Source organism: Aeromonas sp. SG16, from assembly GCF_024436135.1.
Classification (GTDB): domain Bacteria; phylum Pseudomonadota; class Gammaproteobacteria; order Enterobacterales; family Aeromonadaceae; genus Aeromonas; species Aeromonas jandaei.
The window spans coordinates 1,462,837-1,481,150 of sequence record NZ_JANFNW010000001.1 but is presented as its reverse complement, the minus strand read 5'-3'; the positions used below and the strand labels follow the sequence as shown (position 1 = coordinate 1,481,150).

Below are 18,314 nucleotides of genomic sequence, written 5' to 3'. Positions count from 1 at the left end.
TTTCTGTAAATGATGTTTATTGGGTCTTTCCATTGCATCTGGAAAGGGGGGTTGCGCGGTATGATGTACGTGAACCGGTGAGAGGAGTTTGAATGTATATCGCGGATCACTACATATCGCGCAACAAGCTGCTGAATGGCTACCAGCTGGCCAAGCTGCACACCTTCGAGGCGGCAGCGCGCCACGGCTCTTTTGCCATGGCTGCTGACGAGCTATGCCTCAGTCCCAGCGCCGTGAGCCACAGGATCAGCGCGCTGGAGGAGGAATTGGGCTTTCAGCTCTTTGAGCGTTTCCATCGCAAGGTGGTGTTGACGGCGGAAGGGCAGCGGGTGTTCTGGGCGCTTAAATCCTCGCTGGAGTTCATTAATCAGGAGATCCTGGAGATCAGGAATCAGGAGCTCTCGGGCACTCTGACCATCTACTCGCGCCCCTCCATCGCCCAGTGCTGGCTGGTGCCAAGGCTGGCCGACTTCTCAAGACTGCATCCCCAGATCGAGCTGAACATTGTGACCGGCAACGAGAACATCAATCTGCACGGTTATGGCATCGATCTGACCCTCTACTTCGACGAGAAGGTACCGGAGCGGCTCGCCATCCACCATCTGATGGATGAGTACATAGTGCCAGTTTGCAGCCCCGAATATGCCATGCAACACAACCTGTTGGAGAATCCCGGCAACTTGCAGCACTGTCGGCTGCTGCACGATCGGCAGGCCTGGGGGTATGACTCCGATGGCGATGAGTGGGAGAGTTGGGCACGCCACCACGGAGTGAGCCTCGCAGAATGCCGGCTAAATATGGGCTTTGATCGCTCCGATCTCGCCATCATCGCCGCCATGAACCACGGGGGCATTGCCATGGGACGCAAGAATCTGGTGAGCAAGCGGTTGGCGCGCAACGAACTGGTGACCCCGTTTTCGGGTCGTGAGGTGAAGTGCGAGCAGCGTTACTACATTGCGACCCTGCCCAATCGCCAGTGTCCCAAGATCCAGGCGTTTATCGAGTGGGCGCAGCAGATGGCGCAAGAGACTGCATCGGCCTGATGGGGCCGGTTGCTGGAAAAACAAAACAGGGGTTATTGGGGGAGGGGATAAACAAGCGCCTTGCAGCGTGGTGCTGCAAGGCGAATAGTCGAAGGATCAGGTGGTTCTTTCCAGATGGTGCTGGTAAATCTGCTGCCACTTGTCCAGCTCGGTCTCATCCCCTTGCTGCTGCCAGAACTCGCAGATGGAGCTGGCAAGCTCGGATGCCATGGCGTGGTCGCCATCGCGGCGGCTCATCAGATATTGTCCAAGCCAGCTTTGGTACTGTTTCATTGCACGATCTCCTTATCAATTTGACGATTGATACTGCGGCTGCGACGGCTCCACACCCTGAACGGGCCCGGTCGCAGGCACCTTGCGCCTTGTCTGCGGATCTCCCTGTTTTTCGCCGTTATAAGTGTCAATTCAGACAGATAGCGGTCGAGAAAAGAGCGAAGGTGTCAAAAATTGGCCACTACCTTATCACAAAAAGATGTGAAGATCAGGTTTTGGGGTCAATTGGGTTATAAATCGGGCGAAAATTGAGCCGGATAGCGACAGAAGGGGCCAGAAAGCTTGTGCCCCTCTCTGGTCTGTTGCGGGCTGTATGGTTGGAAAATTACTGAGTGAGGCGGCGTGCCTGCCAGTAGCGGCTGTTCCAGTAGACATTGTCGAGCCGCGAGCGGATCACCCCCTTGCTGGTGGAGGCGTGGATAAACTCGCCGGCACCGGTGTAGACACCCACGTGATACTGCTGCCAGCCGGTCTTGAAGAAGACCAGATCGCCATGCTGCAGCCGGTAGCGATCGACGGGTTGGCCGATATTGGCCTGGGATTCGGTGGTTCTTGGCAGGTTGACCCCCAGCACCTGGTTGTAGGCGAGCTGGGTGAAGGCAGAGCAGTCGAGCCCGGCGCGGCTGGTGCCGCCCATCCGGTAGGGCACTCCTCGCCACTGCTGATAGAAGCCGTCGAAGGCGCTGCTCTGGCGCGGGGCTGGCGGCGGTTCAGGCGTACTGGAACAGGCGGCCAGCAGCAGGGTCAGCAGGATGAGCAGCAACGGACGGTACATCGGGGCACATTCTCCAGAACAAACGTGGCAAAACAGGTGCGACAGGACACGTTCGGCACGACAACTTTTCCATCATAAACAAGGTATTGGTCAGATACCTAGCTACATGTGACAAAAATGGTCGTTTTGTTGCAAAAAAACGCCAGCACGGTGGCTGGCGCTTGGGGTCTGGCGTCACAGGTCAGGAGGCGGGGCTGATAAGCGGCTTGAGCAGATCGGCCAGCTTGTAGAAGGTTTGCACCCGGGTGGTGCTGGGGCGCCACACCAGCCCGATCTCGCGGTAGGGGTGTTCGCCGGGCAGCGGGATGGCCACCAGATCGGAGTTGTCGAGAATACCGGCATCGATGGCCATCTGCGGCAGGAAGGTGGTGCCAAGACCTGCCTCCACCATCTGCACCAGGGTGTGCAGGCTGGTGGCGGCGAACGGGTTGATCTTGCTCTTGTCCCGCAGTCGGCAGGCGCTCACCGCATGCTCGGTCAGGCAGTGCTCCCGCTCCAGCAGGAAGATGCTCTGGTTGGGCAGCTCCTTGTAGTCGAACGGGGTGTGCAGACCGGCCGCCATGCTGGCGGGCATCACCATGTGGAAGGGGTCCTGACCGACCGTCTTGCAGTGAAAGCCGCCAATCTCGATGGGCAGGGCGAGGATCAGCAGATCGAGCTGCCCCTGCTCAAGTTGTTTGAGCAGATTGCTGGTGGTGTCTTCCCGCAGCAACAATTCGAGGTCAGGATAGGCCTTGCTGCACTCTTTGAGCAGCTTGCTCAGGAGGAAGGGGGCAATGGTGGGAATGCAGCCGAGCCGCACCGTGCCCTGCATCACCCCACCCTGATTGAGGCCAAGCTCCATCAGATCCCGCGCATCGGAGAGCAAATTGCGAGCTCGCTCGACGATTTCCATGCCGACCGGGGTCATAATGAAGCTCTTGTGGTCACGCTCCACCAGTTGCAGGTTCATCATGTCCTCCAGCGTCTGGATCCCGGTACTCAGGGTCGATTGACTGACATGACAGGCCTTGGCGGCGCGATTGAAGTTTTTGTGCTCGTCGAGAGCAACCAGATATTGCAGCTGTTTGAGGCTGGGCCAACGTTGCATAGAAAAACCCGATTAATGCTATCTATTTAATTTGATTTACTAATCTACCACCGGGTATATAGTTTGTCGCTTGAATTAGACGGACTTGGCTCTAGGTAGCCCAATCCTGACTGGATTGTTCACTTCACATAAAGAGGAATTGAATATGGTATTGGTAGGCCGTCCCGCACCCGATTTTACCGCTGCAGCTGTTCTGGGTAATGGTGAGATTGTTGACACTTTCACCCTGTCATCCCACATCAAAGGCAAAGCTGCCGTTGTCTTCTTCTATCCGCTCGATTTCACCTTCGTTTGCCCGTCCGAGCTGATTGCCTTCGACCACCGCTATGAAGAGTTCCAGAAACGTGGCGTGGAAGTGATCGGTGTTTCCATCGATTCCCAGTTCTCCCACAACGCATGGCGCAATACCAAAGTGGAAGATGGTGGTATCGGTCAGGTCAAGTACCCGCTGATCGCCGACGTCAAGCACGAAATCTGCAAAGCTTACGACGTTGAGCATCCGGAAGCCGGTGTTGCTTTCCGTGGCTCCTTCCTGATCGACAAGAACGGTGTTGTTCGTCACCAGGTTGTCAACGATCTGCCGCTGGGCCGTAACATCGACGAAATGCTGCGCATGGTCGACGCCCTGCAGTTCCACGAAGAGCACGGTGAAGTGTGCCCGGCTCAGTGGGAAAAAGGCAAAAAAGGTATGCAAGCCTCTCCGGACGGCGTTGCCAAGTACCTGTCCGAGAACGCTGACTCCCTGTAATAGAGTTAGCTCTCTGCTTGAAAAACCGGTGCCAAGGCACCGGTTTTTTTATATCTGCAATTCATTGCTCCGATGTTCATAGCGCAAGGTCATGCAGGTCTTGCTTATTGCCCATGGCACATCGGGCCGCTATCTGGCGCTGAAATTGTTTCACCTATGCAACGGATATCAAGATTTCCCATCTTAATTTGCAACAATATGAGTCCGGGAGGGGGCAGAAGCGTCGCCGGAATAGGCGCTAGTGAAGCGCCGTGTTGGCCCATATCAGCAAAAGGATGGCAGAGGTAATGTGCAAGCGGCATGGCTGGGAGAGTTGAGCGGTGCGCAGTGGGTTTGCCCGCAGAGAAATGCGAAGGATAAAAAAAGCGCGCCTTGGGCGCGCTTGTTTGCGGGAATCAGCGGCTATTCGTCAAAGACCCCGAAGTGCTCCTTGGCGAAGTTGACCCGCTGCTCCACGTTCATCTTGACCTGACCCAGCTTCTCGATGGTCTTGAGGTTGGGTACCAGACCGCGGCCGTTGGCGATTTGAATGGCCAGACCCGGGCGGGCGTTAAGCTCCAGCAGCATGGGGCCGCGGAACTTGTCGAGCACCATGTCGGTACCGATATAGCCCAGCCCCGACATCTCGTAGCAGGAGGCGGCCAGCGTCAGCAGGGTATCCCAGTGGGGCACCTTGAGCTCGTAGAGATCGAGGCCGGTATCCGGATGGTGGCGCAGCGGATTGCCAAACTGCACCGCCCGCAGGGCGCGGCCGGTACGCAGGCAGAGACCCACCCCCACAGCACCCTGGTGCAGGTTCGCCTTGCCATCGGAAGCAGAGGTGGAGAGACGCATCATCGCCATCACCGGGAAGCCCTTGAAGATGATCACACGGGCATCGGGCACCCCTTCAAACGAGTAGCCGTCGAACACGTCATCAAAGTTGATGAGGCCTTCGACCAGCGCCACGTCGGGCTTGCCGCCCAGCGAATAGAGCCCCGCCAGAATGTTGGAGACATGACGCTCCAGATCCTGACCGTTGCTGGCACTGCCGTTGGGTTTGTAGAAGAGGCCATCTTCCTGACGGAGGATCACCAGGATCCCCTTGCCGCCCGAGCCGCGCGCAGGCTTGATGCAGAAGCCCGGCCAATCCTTGACCAGCTCGGTAATGCGCCCCACGTCGTGCTGGGCGCGGATGGTGCCGATCAATTCCGGCACCGTTACGCCCGCATCCAGCGCGATACGCTTGGTCTGCAGCTTGTCATCCACCAGCGGATAGAGGCTGCGCGGATTGTAGCGGCTGATATAGGAGTGGTTGCGCTTGTTCATGCCGAGGATGCCTGCCTGCGACAGGCTCCACGGGGTGGTGTACTTTTCCCAGAACCACATCTGTTACTTGTCCTTACCCGGGGTGGCACCAGATTTCATCTCGTCCACCAGCGGCTTGAAGCGCTTGAGTTCGCTCAGCTTGTAGCCGGTGTAGTTACCCATCAACAGCACGGTCGCCATCAGCACCAGCTGCAGGCCGAGGAAGTTGAAGGTGAGGTGACGAATGAGCTCGTTATCCATGGCCAGATAGGCGATGACTGCCACCAGCAGGGAGCCGCCACCCTGGCGGAATACCTCTTTCGGGCCCTCTTCTTCCCACAGGATGGACATCCGTTCGATGGTCCAGGAGAGGATGATCATCGGGAAGAAGGTGATCTTCATGCCGTCGGTCAGCCCCAGCTTGAAGGCGAACGCCGAGAAGACCCCGATCAACGAGATAACCATGATGATGATGGCCGATATCCGCGCGACCAGCAGCAGGTTGAGCCGCGACAGGTAGGAGCGGATCACCAGACCGGTGCCGACGATAAGCAGGAAGCCCACCAGACCGGTGATCAGCTGGGTCTGGATAAAGGCGACCGCGATCAGCACCGGCATAAAGGTACCGGAGGTCTTGATCCCGACGATGACCCGCAGGAACACCACCATCAGTACGCCGATGGGGATCAGCAGCAAGCCCTTGAACAGGGTCTGCTCTTCCAGCGGCAGGCTGTGGATGGAGAAGTTCATCATCTCTGACTTTTCAAACTTCTGGGCCAGCGCCACGCTCACCGGTTGCTCCTGCTCGATCATCGAGAAGCTTACCTTGGAGTTGTGGCCGCCAGTCACATCCAGCAGTGAGCCGGAGTTGTACTCCCACAGCAGCAGGTTGCCAGGACGGCCCTGTTCGCCGGTCTGCGGGTTGAACAGCTTGTAGTCGGTCGGGCTGTTGAACACCTGCAGGTAATCGACCAGCTCCTGACGACGACGACCATCTTCCAGGCTCAGGGCGTGGACGACGCGGGCCGGTACGTCAGCATTGTTGAGCAGCTCGGCGATCAGGTTGGCGCGGCTCTTGTGCTTTTTCAGCAGCTCGGCGTTCTGCTCCTGCTTCTCGATCTCCTTGATGATCTCGCGAGTCAGGGTGTAGCCGTCGGCAGAGCGCTCCTGGGCGCGCTCCAGGATCTGCTTCATGGCGGTGGCGTAGGGCTCGCTCTCGATCTGCTTCTCGATGGCGGGCGGCTGCGGGTTGGCAGCCGGCTTGGCGTGGGCATCCGCCATCATGTCGACGCGGTAGTAGAGCTCCTGACGGCCGGAGGCGGTGCGGATCGACCACTCGGCGCGCGCATCGCCATCTTTCTCGACGAAGGAGAGGCCGTAGCCGGGGCTAGCGGCGTTTTCGTTCATCAGGGTAAAGCCGGGCTGGGTACCCGGAATGGCCAGGGAGGCGATCACCGGCTCACCGGTGGCTTCAAACTCCAGCTTGGCTTCGATAGACCAGATCTGGCGCTTTTCACCGGGCGTGAGCGGAACGTCCAACGCGATGTGGTGATAGATCGTCATCCCCAGGCCGACAATGTACAGCAGGGCTACCAGCAAATAGAACGGCTTACGGGAAACCATGGATTATTTCACATCCTTGAGCTTGGGTTTGGGTTGGATATATTCGCGGGCCACATCGACCACGGCGATATCTTTCAGGAATTCACGACCCAGCAGCACGGGGAAGGCCATGTCGCTACGATCTTTCAGGGTAAATTCGGCCTTCTCGGTCATGTCGCCGATGCGCACGGTCAGACGGACCACAGGACGGCGGTCGAGATCGTCGGCAGAGGCCTGACGTACCCGCACGTGGCGTACCAGCGGGGCTTCGATCTGGATCTTGTCGTCGGCGTCCTGATGGCTCAGCAGGAAGCGAACCCAGTTTTTGCCGTTGCGCTCGAAAATGGTGATCTCCTGAGCGCTGATGGAGGAGGTGGTCGCACCGGTATCGACCCGGGCCTGGAAGGCGTCATTGGCGGCATCCACCCAGATCCACTCCGCTTCACCCACCATCAGCTTGCCATCGATAGTGTGACCCTGATTGGGCACCGGACACTTCTCGGCAGGTACAGCCATCGGCTTGGGCGGCTCGGAGGGGAGGGCGGCGATCTTGTGATCTACTTGTTTGACGGACTCTTTCATATTGGTGACATCTGTATTGAGCTGAACCAACAGGTGCTGTTGCTGCACATACTGCTTCTGTTGCTGCTCCATGGATGTTTGCAGGCGCTGCTCGCTCTGGCTCAGCTCGCTACGCAACTCGGCCAGTGTCAGTGCAGGAACCTGGGGCGCTTTTTCCATATTGACACACCCGCCGAGACTGAGCAGGGAGAGCAGGGTCATTCCTTTTAATTTGCTTTTCATGTCATTCATTTAACTGTGCTTCCTGGAATTGGGTCAGTGTAACTTCCACAGCCGCCATCGGCTAGTCTTTGGCCTTTTTGGCAATCAGTACGGCACGTTTCGGTGCCGGATGTCCTTCTACCGTGAGTGCCGGATTGTCTGGGTCCAGATAATCACTCAGGGATTCATTAATCATCCAGTCGGTACGACGCTGTTCGTCCGTGCTGGTCATATTTTCATCGACAATCCGCACATCGCAGAAGCCACAGCGCTCGACCCACAGCTTGAGGGCGGCGCTGGATGGAATAAACCAGACGTTGCGCATCTTGCCGTAGCGGTCGGTGGGCATCAGCACATCATTGACACCGCCGTCAATCACCAGCGTCTCCAGCACCAGCTCGCCATCGTCCTTGAGCTGGTTGCGCAGCTGCTCGATGTGCTCGATGGGGGATTTGCGGTGATAGAGCACCCCCATGGAGAAGACGGTGTCAAACGCCCGCAGCTCAGGCAGCTCCTGAATTCCGAGTGGCAGCAGGTGGGCACGCTGGTCGTTGCCGGCGAAGTGGCGAATCGCCTCGAACTGGCAGAGGAACAGCGGGCTCGGATCGATGCCGACCGCGAGCTTGGCCCCTTCACCCACCATGCGCCAGAGGTGATAGCCGCTGCCGCAGCCCACATCCAGCACGTAGCGGCCTTCAAGCGGGCTGATATGGGGTAAGACCCGATCCCACTTCCAGTCGGAGCGCCACTCGGTGTCGATGTGGATGCCGTGCACGGTGAACGGCCCCTTGCGCCAAGGCATGAAGTGGCGCAGCAGGCTCTCCACCTTCTTGCGCTCCCCTTCGCCCAGGCTCTCGGCCGAGCCGATTTCGACCCGGCTTTTCAGCTCGACGTGGTCGGGGGCGACGGCCGGCAGCTTGTTGAGGGCGCGGTTCCAGCGCGGCAGATCGCCGTGCTGGTTGTCGTGTTGCCAGGCGTGCAGCTGGGCGGGCAGGGTATGCAGCCAGTGGCTCAGCCGGTTCTTGGCGATCAGTTGATAGAAGTTGGCAAAGTCGATCATGGCTGGGTGTCGCTGGATTTGATGGCAATCATGGAGCCGAAGTTGAAACACTGGAACCAGAGATCCTGATGGACGAAACCGGCGTCGCGCAGGCGCGCCTGATGCACCGGCAAGCTGTCGGTGCGCATCACGTTCTCGAGGGCGGTGCGCTTCTGGCTGATCTCCAGCTCGCTATAACCGTTGGCGCGCTTGAAGTCGAGGTGCAGATCGATGAGCAGTTCGTTGACCGGCTCATCCTCGAAACGGAACTTCTCGCTCAGGATCAGGATCCCGCCCGGGCGCAGCCCATCGTGAATGCGCTGGATCAGGGCAGCCCGCTTCTCGGGCTCGACAAACTGCAGGGTGAAGTTGAGCACCACGACGGAGGCGTTCTCAATCTCGATGTCGCAGATATCCGCCTCCACCAGCTCCACCGGCACCTCGGATTTGAAACCGGAGAGGTGGGCACGGGCGCGCTCGATCATGGGGTGGGAGAGATCCACCGCCGTGATGCGGCAACCGGGCTGGCTGATATGGCGGCGCATCGCCTGAGTGGCGGCGCCCAGCGAACAGCCGAGGTCATAGAGTCGACTCTCGGGTTGGGCGTAGCGGGCGGCCATCATGCCGATGGCAGAGATGATGTTGCTGTAACCCGGCACCGAGCGCTGGATCATGTCGGGAAAGACATCGACGACCTGTTCGTCAAAGCAGAAATCACCCAAACGGGCGATGGGGGCGGCAAATATTTGATCTTTGGTATGCATGCTGGCGCAACCTGACAGCCGGCATATCGGCCGACTGCTTTGTTCAATTGAATCGTTGGGTGGCACCCGTCTGGGGGTGGCTCATCACCTGTTTACGAACGGGGTGGCCGGTCATGAGCTCCTGGTGACCGGTCCTGTTCGTAGGGGTCATCTCCGGACCCTTATCCGGAGCCGAGTCATTTGTTACCACTGATTAACAGTAACGGTGACAGGGCTCCTTGCATGGGGCGCTAGTGTAGAGGATTGACGGCCATTTGTCTTGACGCCGGGCCCCGCCAAACCACAAAAATCGCCCTTTTTTTACTGCGTTTTCGGGGCTCTGCGAGGGTTGCTTGTGCCACTGGTTAAAAGGGCAGCACTCCCTGCCGCGCGCGATCGTTTTCCCCCGGCCAGGGGGCCATCTCTTGCCCCAGCATACGGCTTACCTGACGGGCCAGTTCGGGGGCTTGGGCGTTGTCGGCGGTGTGGATGTAGAGGTAAAGATCCTTCCCCTCGGCCAGCCATTGGCGCCAATGGGGTATCCAGCTGGGCAGGAAGGGGTGGTTGGCCGCCGGATCCGGCAGGCCAATCAGGCGCACCATGGGGGCGTTGGCGGTGGCCAGCAGATGCACCGGCAGGCGCGGCTTTTTACCCTGGGCATCAATCAGGGCCGTTGTAGTGGCTGGTACCGAGAAGAGCGGGCGACTGTCGAGCATCACCCGGTTGACCCCTTGTTCCATCAGCAGCCGGTTCAATGCCCGTTCGGCCTCCCCCTTGGCGAAGAAGTCGGGATGGCGCACCTCGAGGGCGTAGCGAAACTCCGGCGGCAACCGTTCGATAAAGGCCGCAAGCCGGGGCAGCCCTTCCGGGCCGAAGCGGGCAGGCAGTTGCAGGGTGAGCTGTCCCAGCTTGTCGTGCAGCGGGGCGAGCAGGCGGATAAAGTCGGCAACCTGTTTCTCTGCGCTCACCAGATCGCTCTGGTGGCTGATGGTTTGTGGAAACTTGAAGTTGAAGCGAAAGTGATCAGGCACCGCATCGGCCCAGCGCTGCACCGTATCTGGGGTCGGCAGGGCGTAGAAAGTGGTGTTGCCCTCCACCGAGTTGAAGACGGTCGCGTAGTGGGCGAGGTGCTCGGCGGGCTTGGCGCCCAGACCCAGCAGCTGGCCTGGCCAGGCGGGGTGGGACCACTGCGGCAGGCCCAAATAGAGGCTCATGGCGACGTCTCTCTCTGCTCTTGGTGAATTCGGGCCCCTTTTTTTGCCACTTTTTGCCATCCAGAGCAAAAAACTGGTGAAAGGAGGCTGCTGGCCATTTTACCCAAAAGGGGGTTTTCCTCTATAATGCCAGCCCTTTTGTTTTTCAATTTCTTGTGACCCATGCCTATCTACGAATATCGTTGCGACGTCTGTGGCCATGAATTGGCAAAACTGCAAAAGCTTTCCGATGCCCCCCTGACCGACTGTCCGGCCTGTAGCAAGCCGAATCTGGTCAAGCTGATATCGGCGGCAGGCTTCCGGCTCAAGGGAACCGGATGGTACGAGACTGATTTCAAACCGGGTAAGAAAAAGAATCTGGCCAGCTGTGAGACAGACGGTGCTTGCCAGTCGTGCCCGGCGGCCCAAGGTTAACCGTCTCTCTACAATTTCGAAGGAAGAAGTCCATGCGCTCTATCTATTGCGGACAGGTCAATGAGGCCCATGCCGGGCAGACCATTACATTGTGCGGTTGGGTCCATCGTCGTCGTGATCTCGGCGGTCTGATCTTTATCGACATGCGCGATCGCGAAGGGATCGTGCAGGTGTTCTTCGATCCGGACAAACCGGAAGCGTTCGCCCTGGCCTCCGAGCTGCGCGGCGAGTTCTGCATCCAGGTGACAGGTGTAGTGCGCACCCGTCCCGAGTCCCAGCGCAACAGCGACATGGCCACCGGTGCCATCGAAGTGTTCGCTCATGAGCTCAACATCATCAACCGTGCCGAGCCGCTGCCGCTGGACTTCAACCAGGTCAACAGCGAAGAGATCAGCCTCAAGTATCGCTACCTGGATCTGCGTCGTCCCGAGATGGCCAAGTACCTGAAGACCCGCGCCAAGGCCAGCGCCTTCGTGCGCCGCTTCATGGACGAGCACGGCTTCCTCGATATCGAGACCCCGATGCTGACCAAGGCCACCCCGGAAGGTGCCCGTGACTATCTGGTACCGAGCCGCGTGCACAAGGGCAAGTTCTACGCTCTGCCGCAATCGCCCCAGCTGTTCAAGCAGCTGCTGATGATGTCCGGCTTCGACCGTTACTACCAGATCGTCAAGTGCTTCCGTGACGAAGACCTGCGTGCCGACCGCCAGCCGGAATTCACCCAGATCGACGTGGAGACCTCCTTCATGACCGCACCGCAGGTGCGTGAAGTGATGGAAGAGATGATCCGCAAGCTGTGGCTGCACATCCTGAACGTGGATCTGGGCGACTTCCCGATCATGACCTTCGACGAAGCCATGCGTCGCTACGGCTCTGACAAGCCGGATCTGCGTCTGCCGATGGAGCTGGTCGATGTGGCCGATCTGCTGACCGCTGTCGAGTTCGCCGTGTTCGCCGGCCCCGCCAACGATCCGAAAGGCCGCGTGGCTGCCCTGAAAGTGCCGGGCGGTGCCGAGCTCTCTCGCAAGCAGATCGACGAATACACCAAGTTTGTCGGCATCTACGGTGCCAAGGGCCTGGCCTGGATGAAGGTCAACGAAGCGGCCAACGGTATCGAAGGCGTGCAGTCTCCGGTTGCCAAGTTCCTCTCTGACTCCATCGTGCGCGAGATCCTGACCCGTACCGGCGCGGCCGACGGCGACATCATCTTCTTCGGTGCCGACTCCAAGAAAGTGGTCTGCGATGCCATGGGCGCCCTGCGTCTGAAAGTGGGCCGTGATCTGGGTCTGCTGGAGAACAGCTGGAAGCCGCTGTGGGTTATCGACTTCCCGATGTTCGAGGAAGATGGCGAAGGCGGTCTGGCTGCCATGCACCACCCCTTCACCGCGCCGAGCGGCCTGAGCCCGGAGCAGCTGAAAGCCAACCCCCTGGGTGCTTACGCCAACGCCTACGACATGGTGATCAACGGTTACGAAGTGGGCGGCGGCTCTGTCCGTATCCACAACAGCGAGATGCAGTCCACCGTGTTCGACATCCTGGGGATCACCCCGGCCGAGCAGCGCCTGAAGTTCGGCTTCCTGCTGGATGCGCTGAAGTACGGTACCCCGCCGCACGCCGGTCTGGCCTTCGGTCTGGACCGTCTCAGTATGCTGCTGACCGGCACTGAAAACATTCGGGACGTCATTGCCTTCCCGAAAACCACTGCGGCCGCCTGTCTGATGACCGACGCCCCCAGCCTTGCCAACGCCGCCCAACTGGGCGAGCTGGCGATTGCAACCACCGTCAAGGGTGATGAGTAAGCCCTTCCGGGCACCGGAGGTCGCGTAGCGGCCTCCCTGTTCCCCTTGCGTTAGCAATGACGTGTGTTACTGAAATTTCAAAAATATAACGGAGAGTCTCTATGGCAGGTCACAGTAAATGGGCCAACATCAAACACCGCAAGGCCGCTCAGGATGCCAAGCGTGGCAAGATCTTCACCAAGCTGATCCGCGAAATCACTACCTCCGCGCGTCTGGGTGATGCCGATCCGGCCAACAACCCGCGTCTGCGTGCTGCGGTGGCTGCCGCCCTGACCAACAACATGACCCGTGACACCATCAACCGTGCCATTCAGCGTGGCGCCGGTGGTGGCGATGGCGAGCAGCTCGAGACCATCGTATACGAAGGTTACGGCCCGGCCGGCTCTGCCGTCATGGTTGAGTGTCTGACTGACAACCGCAACCGTACCGTAGCCGAAGTGCGTCACGCCTTCAGCAAGTGCGGTGGCAACTTGGGTACCGACGGCTCCGTGGCTTACCTGTTCACCAAGAAGGGCGTACTGACCTTCGTGGGCGCCGATGAAGATGCCCTGATGGAAGCGGCTCTGGAAGCGGGGGCCGATGACGTGGTGACCGAAGAGGATGGCACCATCGAGGTGTACACCACCCCGAACGACTTCGGTACCGTGCTGGATGGTCTGGAAGCCGCTGGCTTCAAGGCCCAGAGCGCTGAAGTGACCATGATCCCCTCCACCGAAGCGGAGCTGGATGCCGAGACCGCGCCCAAGCTGATGCGCCTCATCGACATGCTGGAAGATCTGGACGACGTGCAGGAGGTTTACCACAACGGTTCCATCTCCGACGAAGTGGCAGCGACCCTGTAATCGCACCCCGCACTTCTTGCAAATGGCAGCCAGATGGCTGCCATTTTTTATTGTCGCAAAGGTGAAACAGACATTGCCTTGTTTATTTCATCAGTGAAACAGCCGGTAGCCAGTATTCATCTCCACGCCCGGCTATCACACTCCGGCAGGCTTTCCGAACTTCCCCTTTCCTATCCCGATTTCCATTCAGCCCTTATATCAGTGGCTTGCAGATACCCTCGTCAGGGCCAGTGTTGTTTGCCTGATGGAGAAGAGCTGCAGGGATTGTCGCGCATTTTGTACCGGCAGCCCAATCCCGAACCAGTGAGGCCTGTGGTATGGATGACCTGATGGATGAGAGGGGTAACGGGTTGTCAGGTCGGGGAGGGAGGGAGTGGGGGAGTGCAGGGTGGCACATATAAAAAAAGCCCGCGCATTGCGCGGGCTTTCTATTTCTACTCAGGCGAGATTACTTGGACTTCTTCTTGCCTTCGGCTTTGGCTTCAACCGGTGCAGCAGCTACCGGAGCGGCTTCGGTGAAGGGACGGCCGTAGTAGGAGTCCAGCAGAACCTGCTTCAGCTCGCTGATCAGCGGGTAGCGCGGGTTGGCGCCGGTGCACTGGTCATCGAAGGCTTCGATGGACAGCTGGTCAACCTTGGCCAGGAAGTCAGCCTCGGCAACGCCAGCTTCGCGGATGGAGGCCGGGATACCCAGAGTAGCCTTCAGCTCGTCCAGCCAGGTCAGCAGCTTCTCGATCTTGGCAGCGGTGCGGTCGCCGGCAGCAGTCAGACCCAGGTGGTCAGCGACTTCGGCGTAACGACGACGAGCCTGCGGACGGTCGTACTGGGAGAACGCAGTCTGCTTGGTCGGGTTGTCGTTCGCGTTGTAGCGGATGACGTTGCTGATCAGCAGGGCGTTGGCCAGACCGTGCGGAATGTGGAACTCGGCACCCAGTTTGTGAGCCATGGAGTGGCACACACCCAGGAAGGCGTTGGCGAACGCGATACCGGCGATGGTGGCAGCATTGTGCACCTTCTCACGAGCGATCGGGTCGTTGGCACCGTTCTGGTAGCTGGACGGCAGGTACTCTTTCAGCATTTTCAGGGCTTGCAGCGCCTGACCGTCGGAGTACTCGTTGGCCAGTACGGAAACATAGGCTTCCATGGCGTGAGTCACGGCATCGATACCACCGAAGGCACACAGGGACTTCGGCATACCCATGACCAGGTTGGCATCAACGATGGCCATGTTCGGGGTCAGCTCGTAGTCAGCCAGCGGATACTTCTGGCCAGAGACTTCATCGGTTACTACTGCAAACGGAGTCACTTCAGAGCCGGTACCGGAAGTGGTGGTGATACAGACCAGTTCGGCCTTCACGCCCATTTTCGGGAACTTGTAGATACGCTTGCGGATGTCCATGAAGCGCATGGCCAGATCTTCGAACGCAGTGTTCGGGTGCTCGTACATCACCCACATGATCTTGGCAGCATCCATCGGTGAACCACCGCCCAGTGCCAGGATAACGTCCGGTTTGAAGGAGTTGGCCATCTCGGCACCCTTGCGAACCACAGCCAGGGTCGGGTCAGCTTCTACTTCGTAGAACACTTCCACTTCCATATTCTGTGCTTTCAGCAGGCTGACCAGCTCATCGGCGTAGCCGTTGTTGAACAGGAAGCGGTCGGTCACGACCATGGCACGCTTTTTACCTTCCAGGTCGCTCAGAGCGATCGGCAGGGAACCACGACGGAAGTAGATGGATTTTGGAAGTTTGTGCCACAGCATGTTTTCTGCCCGTTTTGCGACTGTCTTCTTGTTGATCAGGTGCTTCGGACCCACGTTTTCGGAGATGGAGTTACCACTCCAGGAGCCGCAACCCAGGGTCAGGGACGGTGCCATTGCGAAGTTGTACAGGTCACCGATACCGCCTTGGGTAGACGGAGTGTTGATCAGAATACGCGCGGTCTTCATCTTGTCGCCGAAGTACTTGATGCGGTCAGCGTTGCGGTCCTGGTCGGTGTACAGACCTGAGGTGTGGCCGATACCACCGATGTTGACCATGTCACAGGCCATATCAACGGCGTTTTCGAAGCTGCTTGCACGGAACATACCGAGCAGCGGGGACAATTTCTCGTGAGCAAACTCGTCTTCTGCACACAGCTTGACGCCTTCACCGATCAGGATCTTGGTATCAGCCGGTACAGTCACACCTGCCATCTCGGCAATCTTGGTAGCCGGCTGGCCAACGATGTTGGCGTTCAGGGCACCGTTGATCAGGATGACTTTACGAACCTTGTCAGCATCTTCTTTGGAGAGTACGTGACCCTTGTGGGATGCAAAGCGCTCTTTAACCTGGTCGTAGATGGCATCAACAACGATGACTGCCTGCTCGGAAGCACAGACCACGCCGTTATCGAAAGTCTTGGACATCAGGATGGAGGCAACGGCACGCTTCACGTCGGCGGTTTCGTCGATAACGATAGGCACGTTACCGGCACCTACACCGATAGCAGGCTTACCGGAAGAGTAGGCTGCTTTCACCATGCCCGGGCCACCGGTGGCCAGGATCAGGTTGATGTCGTCGTGTTTCATCAGGGCGTTGGAGAGCTCAACAGACGGTTGGTCGATCCAGCCGATGATGTCTTTCGGCGCACCAGCGGCAACAGCTGCATCCAGTACCAGCTTGGCAGCGGTATTGGTGGAGTTCTTGGCACGGGGGTGCGGGGAGAAGATGATGGCGTTGCGGGTCTTGAGCGCGATCATTGATTTGAAGATCGCAGTGGAGGTCGGGTTGGTGGTCGGAACGATACCACAAATGATACCTACCGGCTCGGCGATGGTGATGGTACCCATCTGATCATCTTCGCTCAGAATGCCGCAGGTCTTCTCGTCTTTGTACTTGTTGTAGATGTATTCGGAGGCGAAGTGGTTCTTGATAACCTTGTCTTCGATGATACCCATACCGGATTCTTCCACGGCCATCTGGGCCAGGGGGATACGGGCGTTGTTGGCGGCCAGGGCGGCGGCACGGAAGATCTTGTCTACCTGCTCTTGAGAGAAGCTGGCGAATTCACGCTGTGCTTCCTTAACGCGGGCGACCAGTGCATCCAGTTCAGCCAAATTGGTTACTGCCATGTTTATCTCCTGATTATTTGAAAACTGTTTAGTAAGACGTTGGCAATGCCCGGCAATTATAGTCGCCCTGTCAAGGCGGTATCGTTGCAACAGCTTTTTCACATGCCTTACTAAATCGCTTTCTGAGTCGATTATAGAGCGGGGCTGACTCAGAAAAACTTGATCTGGATCATGTGTAACAAAAGAACAAAAGAAATTTTATTTCATGATCCATGTTTGATGGATGTTATCGGAATGTGCATCCTGAAGGAAGCAAAGAGGATTGTAAATAGACGGTAATAATCGCTTTGTATCAAATGGTTAAATAAACTTTAGCCAGCTTGCCGGAGGTGAAACAGGCGCTTCAGGTTATAAAACATGAATGTTGTGGTTACGAAGTCGCCATTCAACCTCTCCTGAAACCCCATTTGTTACGAAATTGCATGTTGTTTTAATCCATGACTAATCCAATTGATGGCTGTGACAGCGATCTTTGGGGCATGGCTGCTGGCCGTTCTATGCCATCTTTGCCATCGCAGCCAAGACGATAAGCCAGGATATGGGCGCATAGACAAGTGTTGGGTGGCAATCGAGCCCTTTTGCGCAAGTTGGCACCGGTTTATGCCACGTTGCGACCATGCATTAGCGAAACTAACTAAAAAACCCTGTAAATGGTGAGATTATTTGATTGGTGCCCGCTCTGGGGATGATGTAAATTTACGCGCGAAATTAATGGACTGGCCCGATGGGCCCTGCACACGTTTGGAAGGCGCCTATGGCAGCAATTGACGTCTCTTTATATCTGAAGTTTTTTGTCGGTTTGTTCGCAATCATCAACCCCTTGGGTCTGCTGCCAGTTTTTGTCAGCCTGACCAGCCACTACACCCAGGCTGAACGGATGAAAACCAACACCACCGCCAATATCGCGGTGATGATCATCCTGCTGGTCTCCATGTATATGGGACAGCTGATCCTCGACGGTTTCGGCATCTCGCTGGCATCGTTCCGTATCGCTGGTGGCTCGCTGATTACCCTGATCGCCTGGTCGATGCTGCAGGGCAAGCTGGGCGAGGTGAAGCACAACAAACAGGAGAAGGGCGAACTGGCAGTGCGTGAATCGATCGCCGTGGTTCCGCTGGCACTGCCATTGATGGCAGGCCCGGGCGCCATCTCCTCGGTCATCGTCTATGCCAGCCAGAGCCACTGGCAGCAGCTGCTCGGCATGTCGGTTGTTGTCGTGGTCTTCTCCTTCTGCTCCTGGCTAATCTTCCGCGCCGCCCCGCTGCTGTTCAAAATCATGGGCAATACCGGTATCAACGTGGTGACCCGTATCATGGGTCTTATCATGATGTCGCTCGGTATCGAGATCATGGTGGCGGGTATCAAGGGTGTCTTCCCCAGCCTGATGTGAGCCAGGTCTGTTTTATGAAAGCCGGTCCTCGTGACCGGCTTTTTATTGGTTGCTTTTTGGTCACCGTTTTTTAGAATCGGACGCTTGTTTAAAAAATGAACATGCCGTTGGCATTTTCATTCTGAAAAACAGGCTGGCAGCTGGTTTTTTGACCGGAAAG

At 57.8% G+C, this 18,314-nt stretch carries 16 protein-coding genes; 6 read left to right on the top strand and 10 right to left on the bottom strand.

The features are described 5' to 3' along the window. Positions 1-92 precede the first annotated feature (92 nt). The gene (gene dsdC / locus NOM67_RS06750) at positions 93-1,043 is read left to right on the top strand and encodes a DNA-binding transcriptional regulator DsdC (protein ID WP_156853400.1); all 951 of its coding nucleotides are present in this window, start codon (positions 93-95) and stop codon (positions 1,041-1,043) included. A 96-nt stretch (positions 1,044-1,139) separates the two neighbouring features. Here dsdC and NOM67_RS06745 read toward each other — a convergent pair whose 3' ends face one another. The 3 genes from NOM67_RS06745 to NOM67_RS06735 form a co-directional block, all read right to left on the bottom strand. Further along, positions 1,140-1,316 (bottom strand): hypothetical protein, encoded by a 177-nt coding sequence (locus NOM67_RS06745; protein ID WP_104014414.1) that lies wholly within the window; start codon positions 1,314-1,316, stop codon positions 1,140-1,142. A gap of 325 nt (positions 1,317-1,641) precedes the next feature. Further along, the gene (locus NOM67_RS06740) at positions 1,642-2,091 is read right to left on the bottom strand and encodes a C40 family peptidase (protein ID WP_041208586.1); all 450 of its coding nucleotides are present in this window, start codon (positions 2,089-2,091) and stop codon (positions 1,642-1,644) included. A gap of 181 nt (positions 2,092-2,272) precedes the next feature. Next, entirely contained in the window at positions 2,273-3,181 is a 909-nt protein-coding gene (locus NOM67_RS06735) for a hydrogen peroxide-inducible genes activator (protein ID WP_156853401.1), read from the bottom strand. Positions 3,182-3,326: 145 nt separating this feature from the next. Here NOM67_RS06735 and NOM67_RS06730 point away from each other — a divergent pair, with 145 nt between their 5' ends. After that, positions 3,327-3,929, top strand: coding sequence for a peroxiredoxin C (locus NOM67_RS06730; RefSeq protein WP_033114317.1), 603 nt, complete (start codon positions 3,327-3,329; stop codon positions 3,927-3,929). Between the two features lie 402 nt (positions 3,930-4,331). Here NOM67_RS06730 and NOM67_RS06725 read toward each other — a convergent pair whose 3' ends face one another. From NOM67_RS06725 to NOM67_RS06700, 6 genes are all read right to left on the bottom strand, one after another. Further along, positions 4,332-5,297 carry an alpha-L-glutamate ligase-like protein gene (locus NOM67_RS06725; RefSeq protein ID WP_033114318.1) on the bottom strand — a complete coding sequence of 322 codons (966 nt, stop codon included), beginning with the start codon at positions 5,295-5,297 and terminating at the stop codon, positions 4,332-4,334. A 3-nt stretch (positions 5,298-5,300) separates the two neighbouring features. Continuing rightward, positions 5,301-6,839, bottom strand: coding sequence for an inactive transglutaminase family protein (locus tag NOM67_RS06720; protein WP_033114319.1), 1,539 nt, complete (start codon positions 6,837-6,839; stop codon positions 5,301-5,303). Between the two features lie 3 nt (positions 6,840-6,842). After that, positions 6,843-7,631, bottom strand: coding sequence for an ATP-dependent zinc protease (locus NOM67_RS06715; RefSeq protein WP_033114320.1), 789 nt, complete (start codon positions 7,629-7,631; stop codon positions 6,843-6,845). Positions 7,632-7,683: 52 nt separating this feature from the next. Further along, positions 7,684-8,661, bottom strand: a complete 978-nt coding sequence (gene cmoB / locus NOM67_RS06710) for a tRNA 5-methoxyuridine(34)/uridine 5-oxyacetic acid(34) synthase CmoB (RefSeq protein WP_209298877.1) — start codon at positions 8,659-8,661, stop codon at positions 7,684-7,686. Further along, positions 8,658-9,404: a carboxy-S-adenosyl-L-methionine synthase CmoA gene (gene cmoA, locus NOM67_RS06705; protein WP_255934926.1), complete on the bottom strand. Its 747-nt coding sequence runs from the start codon at positions 9,402-9,404 to the stop codon at positions 8,658-8,660. The genes cmoB and cmoA overlap by 4 nt, the downstream gene beginning before the upstream one ends. Before the next feature lie 344 nt (positions 9,405-9,748). Then, positions 9,749-10,597, bottom strand: coding sequence for a DUF72 domain-containing protein (locus tag NOM67_RS06700; RefSeq protein WP_255934925.1), 849 nt, complete (start codon positions 10,595-10,597; stop codon positions 9,749-9,751). 162 nt (positions 10,598-10,759) lie between these two features. Between NOM67_RS06700 and NOM67_RS06695 the strand changes: the two genes are divergently transcribed. The 3 genes from NOM67_RS06695 to NOM67_RS06685 all read left to right on the top strand — a co-directional run bounded on the left by NOM67_RS06695 (position 10,760) and on the right by NOM67_RS06685 (position 13,652). Continuing rightward, the gene (locus NOM67_RS06695; RefSeq protein WP_005337686.1) at positions 10,760-11,011 is read left to right on the top strand and encodes an FmdB family zinc ribbon protein; all 252 of its coding nucleotides are present in this window, start codon (positions 10,760-10,762) and stop codon (positions 11,009-11,011) included. A 32-nt stretch (positions 11,012-11,043) separates the two neighbouring features. Then, positions 11,044-12,810 carry an aspartate--tRNA ligase gene (gene aspS / locus NOM67_RS06690; RefSeq protein ID WP_255934923.1) on the top strand — a complete coding sequence of 589 codons (1,767 nt, stop codon included), beginning with the start codon at positions 11,044-11,046 and terminating at the stop codon, positions 12,808-12,810. A 101-nt stretch (positions 12,811-12,911) separates the two neighbouring features. Next, positions 12,912-13,652 carry a YebC/PmpR family DNA-binding transcriptional regulator gene (locus tag NOM67_RS06685; RefSeq protein ID WP_071911110.1) on the top strand — a complete coding sequence of 247 codons (741 nt, stop codon included), beginning with the start codon at positions 12,912-12,914 and terminating at the stop codon, positions 13,650-13,652. A gap of 448 nt (positions 13,653-14,100) precedes the next feature. Here the strand turns inward: NOM67_RS06685 and adhE are convergent, their stop codons facing one another. After that, on the bottom strand, positions 14,101-16,764 hold the full coding sequence (gene adhE, locus NOM67_RS06680) for a bifunctional acetaldehyde-CoA/alcohol dehydrogenase (protein ID WP_208735965.1): 2,664 nt from the start codon (positions 16,762-16,764) through the stop codon (positions 14,101-14,103). Between the two features lie 754 nt (positions 16,765-17,518). On the opposite strand from adhE, the gene NOM67_RS06675 reads away from it, so the two are divergent. Further along, the gene (locus tag NOM67_RS06675; RefSeq protein WP_033114327.1) at positions 17,519-18,154 is read left to right on the top strand and encodes a YchE family NAAT transporter; all 636 of its coding nucleotides are present in this window, start codon (positions 17,519-17,521) and stop codon (positions 18,152-18,154) included. Positions 18,155-18,314: the final 160 nt, after the last annotated feature.

Bases quoted from the DNA above. Each gene is read 5' to 3' on its own strand.
- NOM67_RS06740 (WP_041208586.1), bottom strand. From the start codon at position 2,091: ATGTACCGTCCGTTGCTGCTCATCCTGCTGACCCTGCTGCTGGCCGCC.
- aspS (WP_255934923.1), top strand. From the start codon at position 11,044: ATGCGCTCTATCTATTGCGGACAGGTCAATGAGGCCCATGCCGGGCAG.
- NOM67_RS06695 (WP_005337686.1), top strand. From the start codon at position 10,760: ATGCCTATCTACGAATATCGTTGCGACGTCTGTGGCCATGAATTGGCA.
- NOM67_RS06675 (WP_033114327.1), top strand. From the start codon at position 17,519: ATGGCAGCAATTGACGTCTCTTTATATCTGAAGTTTTTTGTCGGTTTG.
- cmoA (WP_255934926.1), bottom strand. From the start codon at position 9,404: ATGCATACCAAAGATCAAATATTTGCCGCCCCCATCGCCCGTTTGGGT.
- adhE (WP_208735965.1), bottom strand. From the start codon at position 16,764: ATGGCAGTAACCAATTTGGCTGAACTGGATGCACTGGTCGCCCGCGTT.
- cmoB (WP_209298877.1), bottom strand. From the start codon at position 8,661: ATGATCGACTTTGCCAACTTCTATCAACTGATCGCCAAGAACCGGCTG.
- NOM67_RS06735 (WP_156853401.1), bottom strand. From the start codon at position 3,181: ATGCAACGTTGGCCCAGCCTCAAACAGCTGCAATATCTGGTTGCTCTC.
- NOM67_RS06720 (WP_033114319.1), bottom strand. From the start codon at position 6,839: ATGGTTTCCCGTAAGCCGTTCTATTTGCTGGTAGCCCTGCTGTACATT.
- dsdC (WP_156853400.1), top strand. From the start codon at position 93: ATGTATATCGCGGATCACTACATATCGCGCAACAAGCTGCTGAATGGC.
- NOM67_RS06715 (WP_033114320.1), bottom strand. From the start codon at position 7,631: ATGAATGACATGAAAAGCAAATTAAAAGGAATGACCCTGCTCTCCCTG.
- NOM67_RS06745 (WP_104014414.1), bottom strand. From the start codon at position 1,316: ATGAAACAGTACCAAAGCTGGCTTGGACAATATCTGATGAGCCGCCGC.
- NOM67_RS06685 (WP_071911110.1), top strand. From the start codon at position 12,912: ATGGCAGGTCACAGTAAATGGGCCAACATCAAACACCGCAAGGCCGCT.
- NOM67_RS06725 (WP_033114318.1), bottom strand. From the start codon at position 5,297: ATGTGGTTCTGGGAAAAGTACACCACCCCGTGGAGCCTGTCGCAGGCA.
- NOM67_RS06730 (WP_033114317.1), top strand. From the start codon at position 3,327: ATGGTATTGGTAGGCCGTCCCGCACCCGATTTTACCGCTGCAGCTGTT.
- NOM67_RS06700 (WP_255934925.1), bottom strand. From the start codon at position 10,597: ATGAGCCTCTATTTGGGCCTGCCGCAGTGGTCCCACCCCGCCTGGCCA.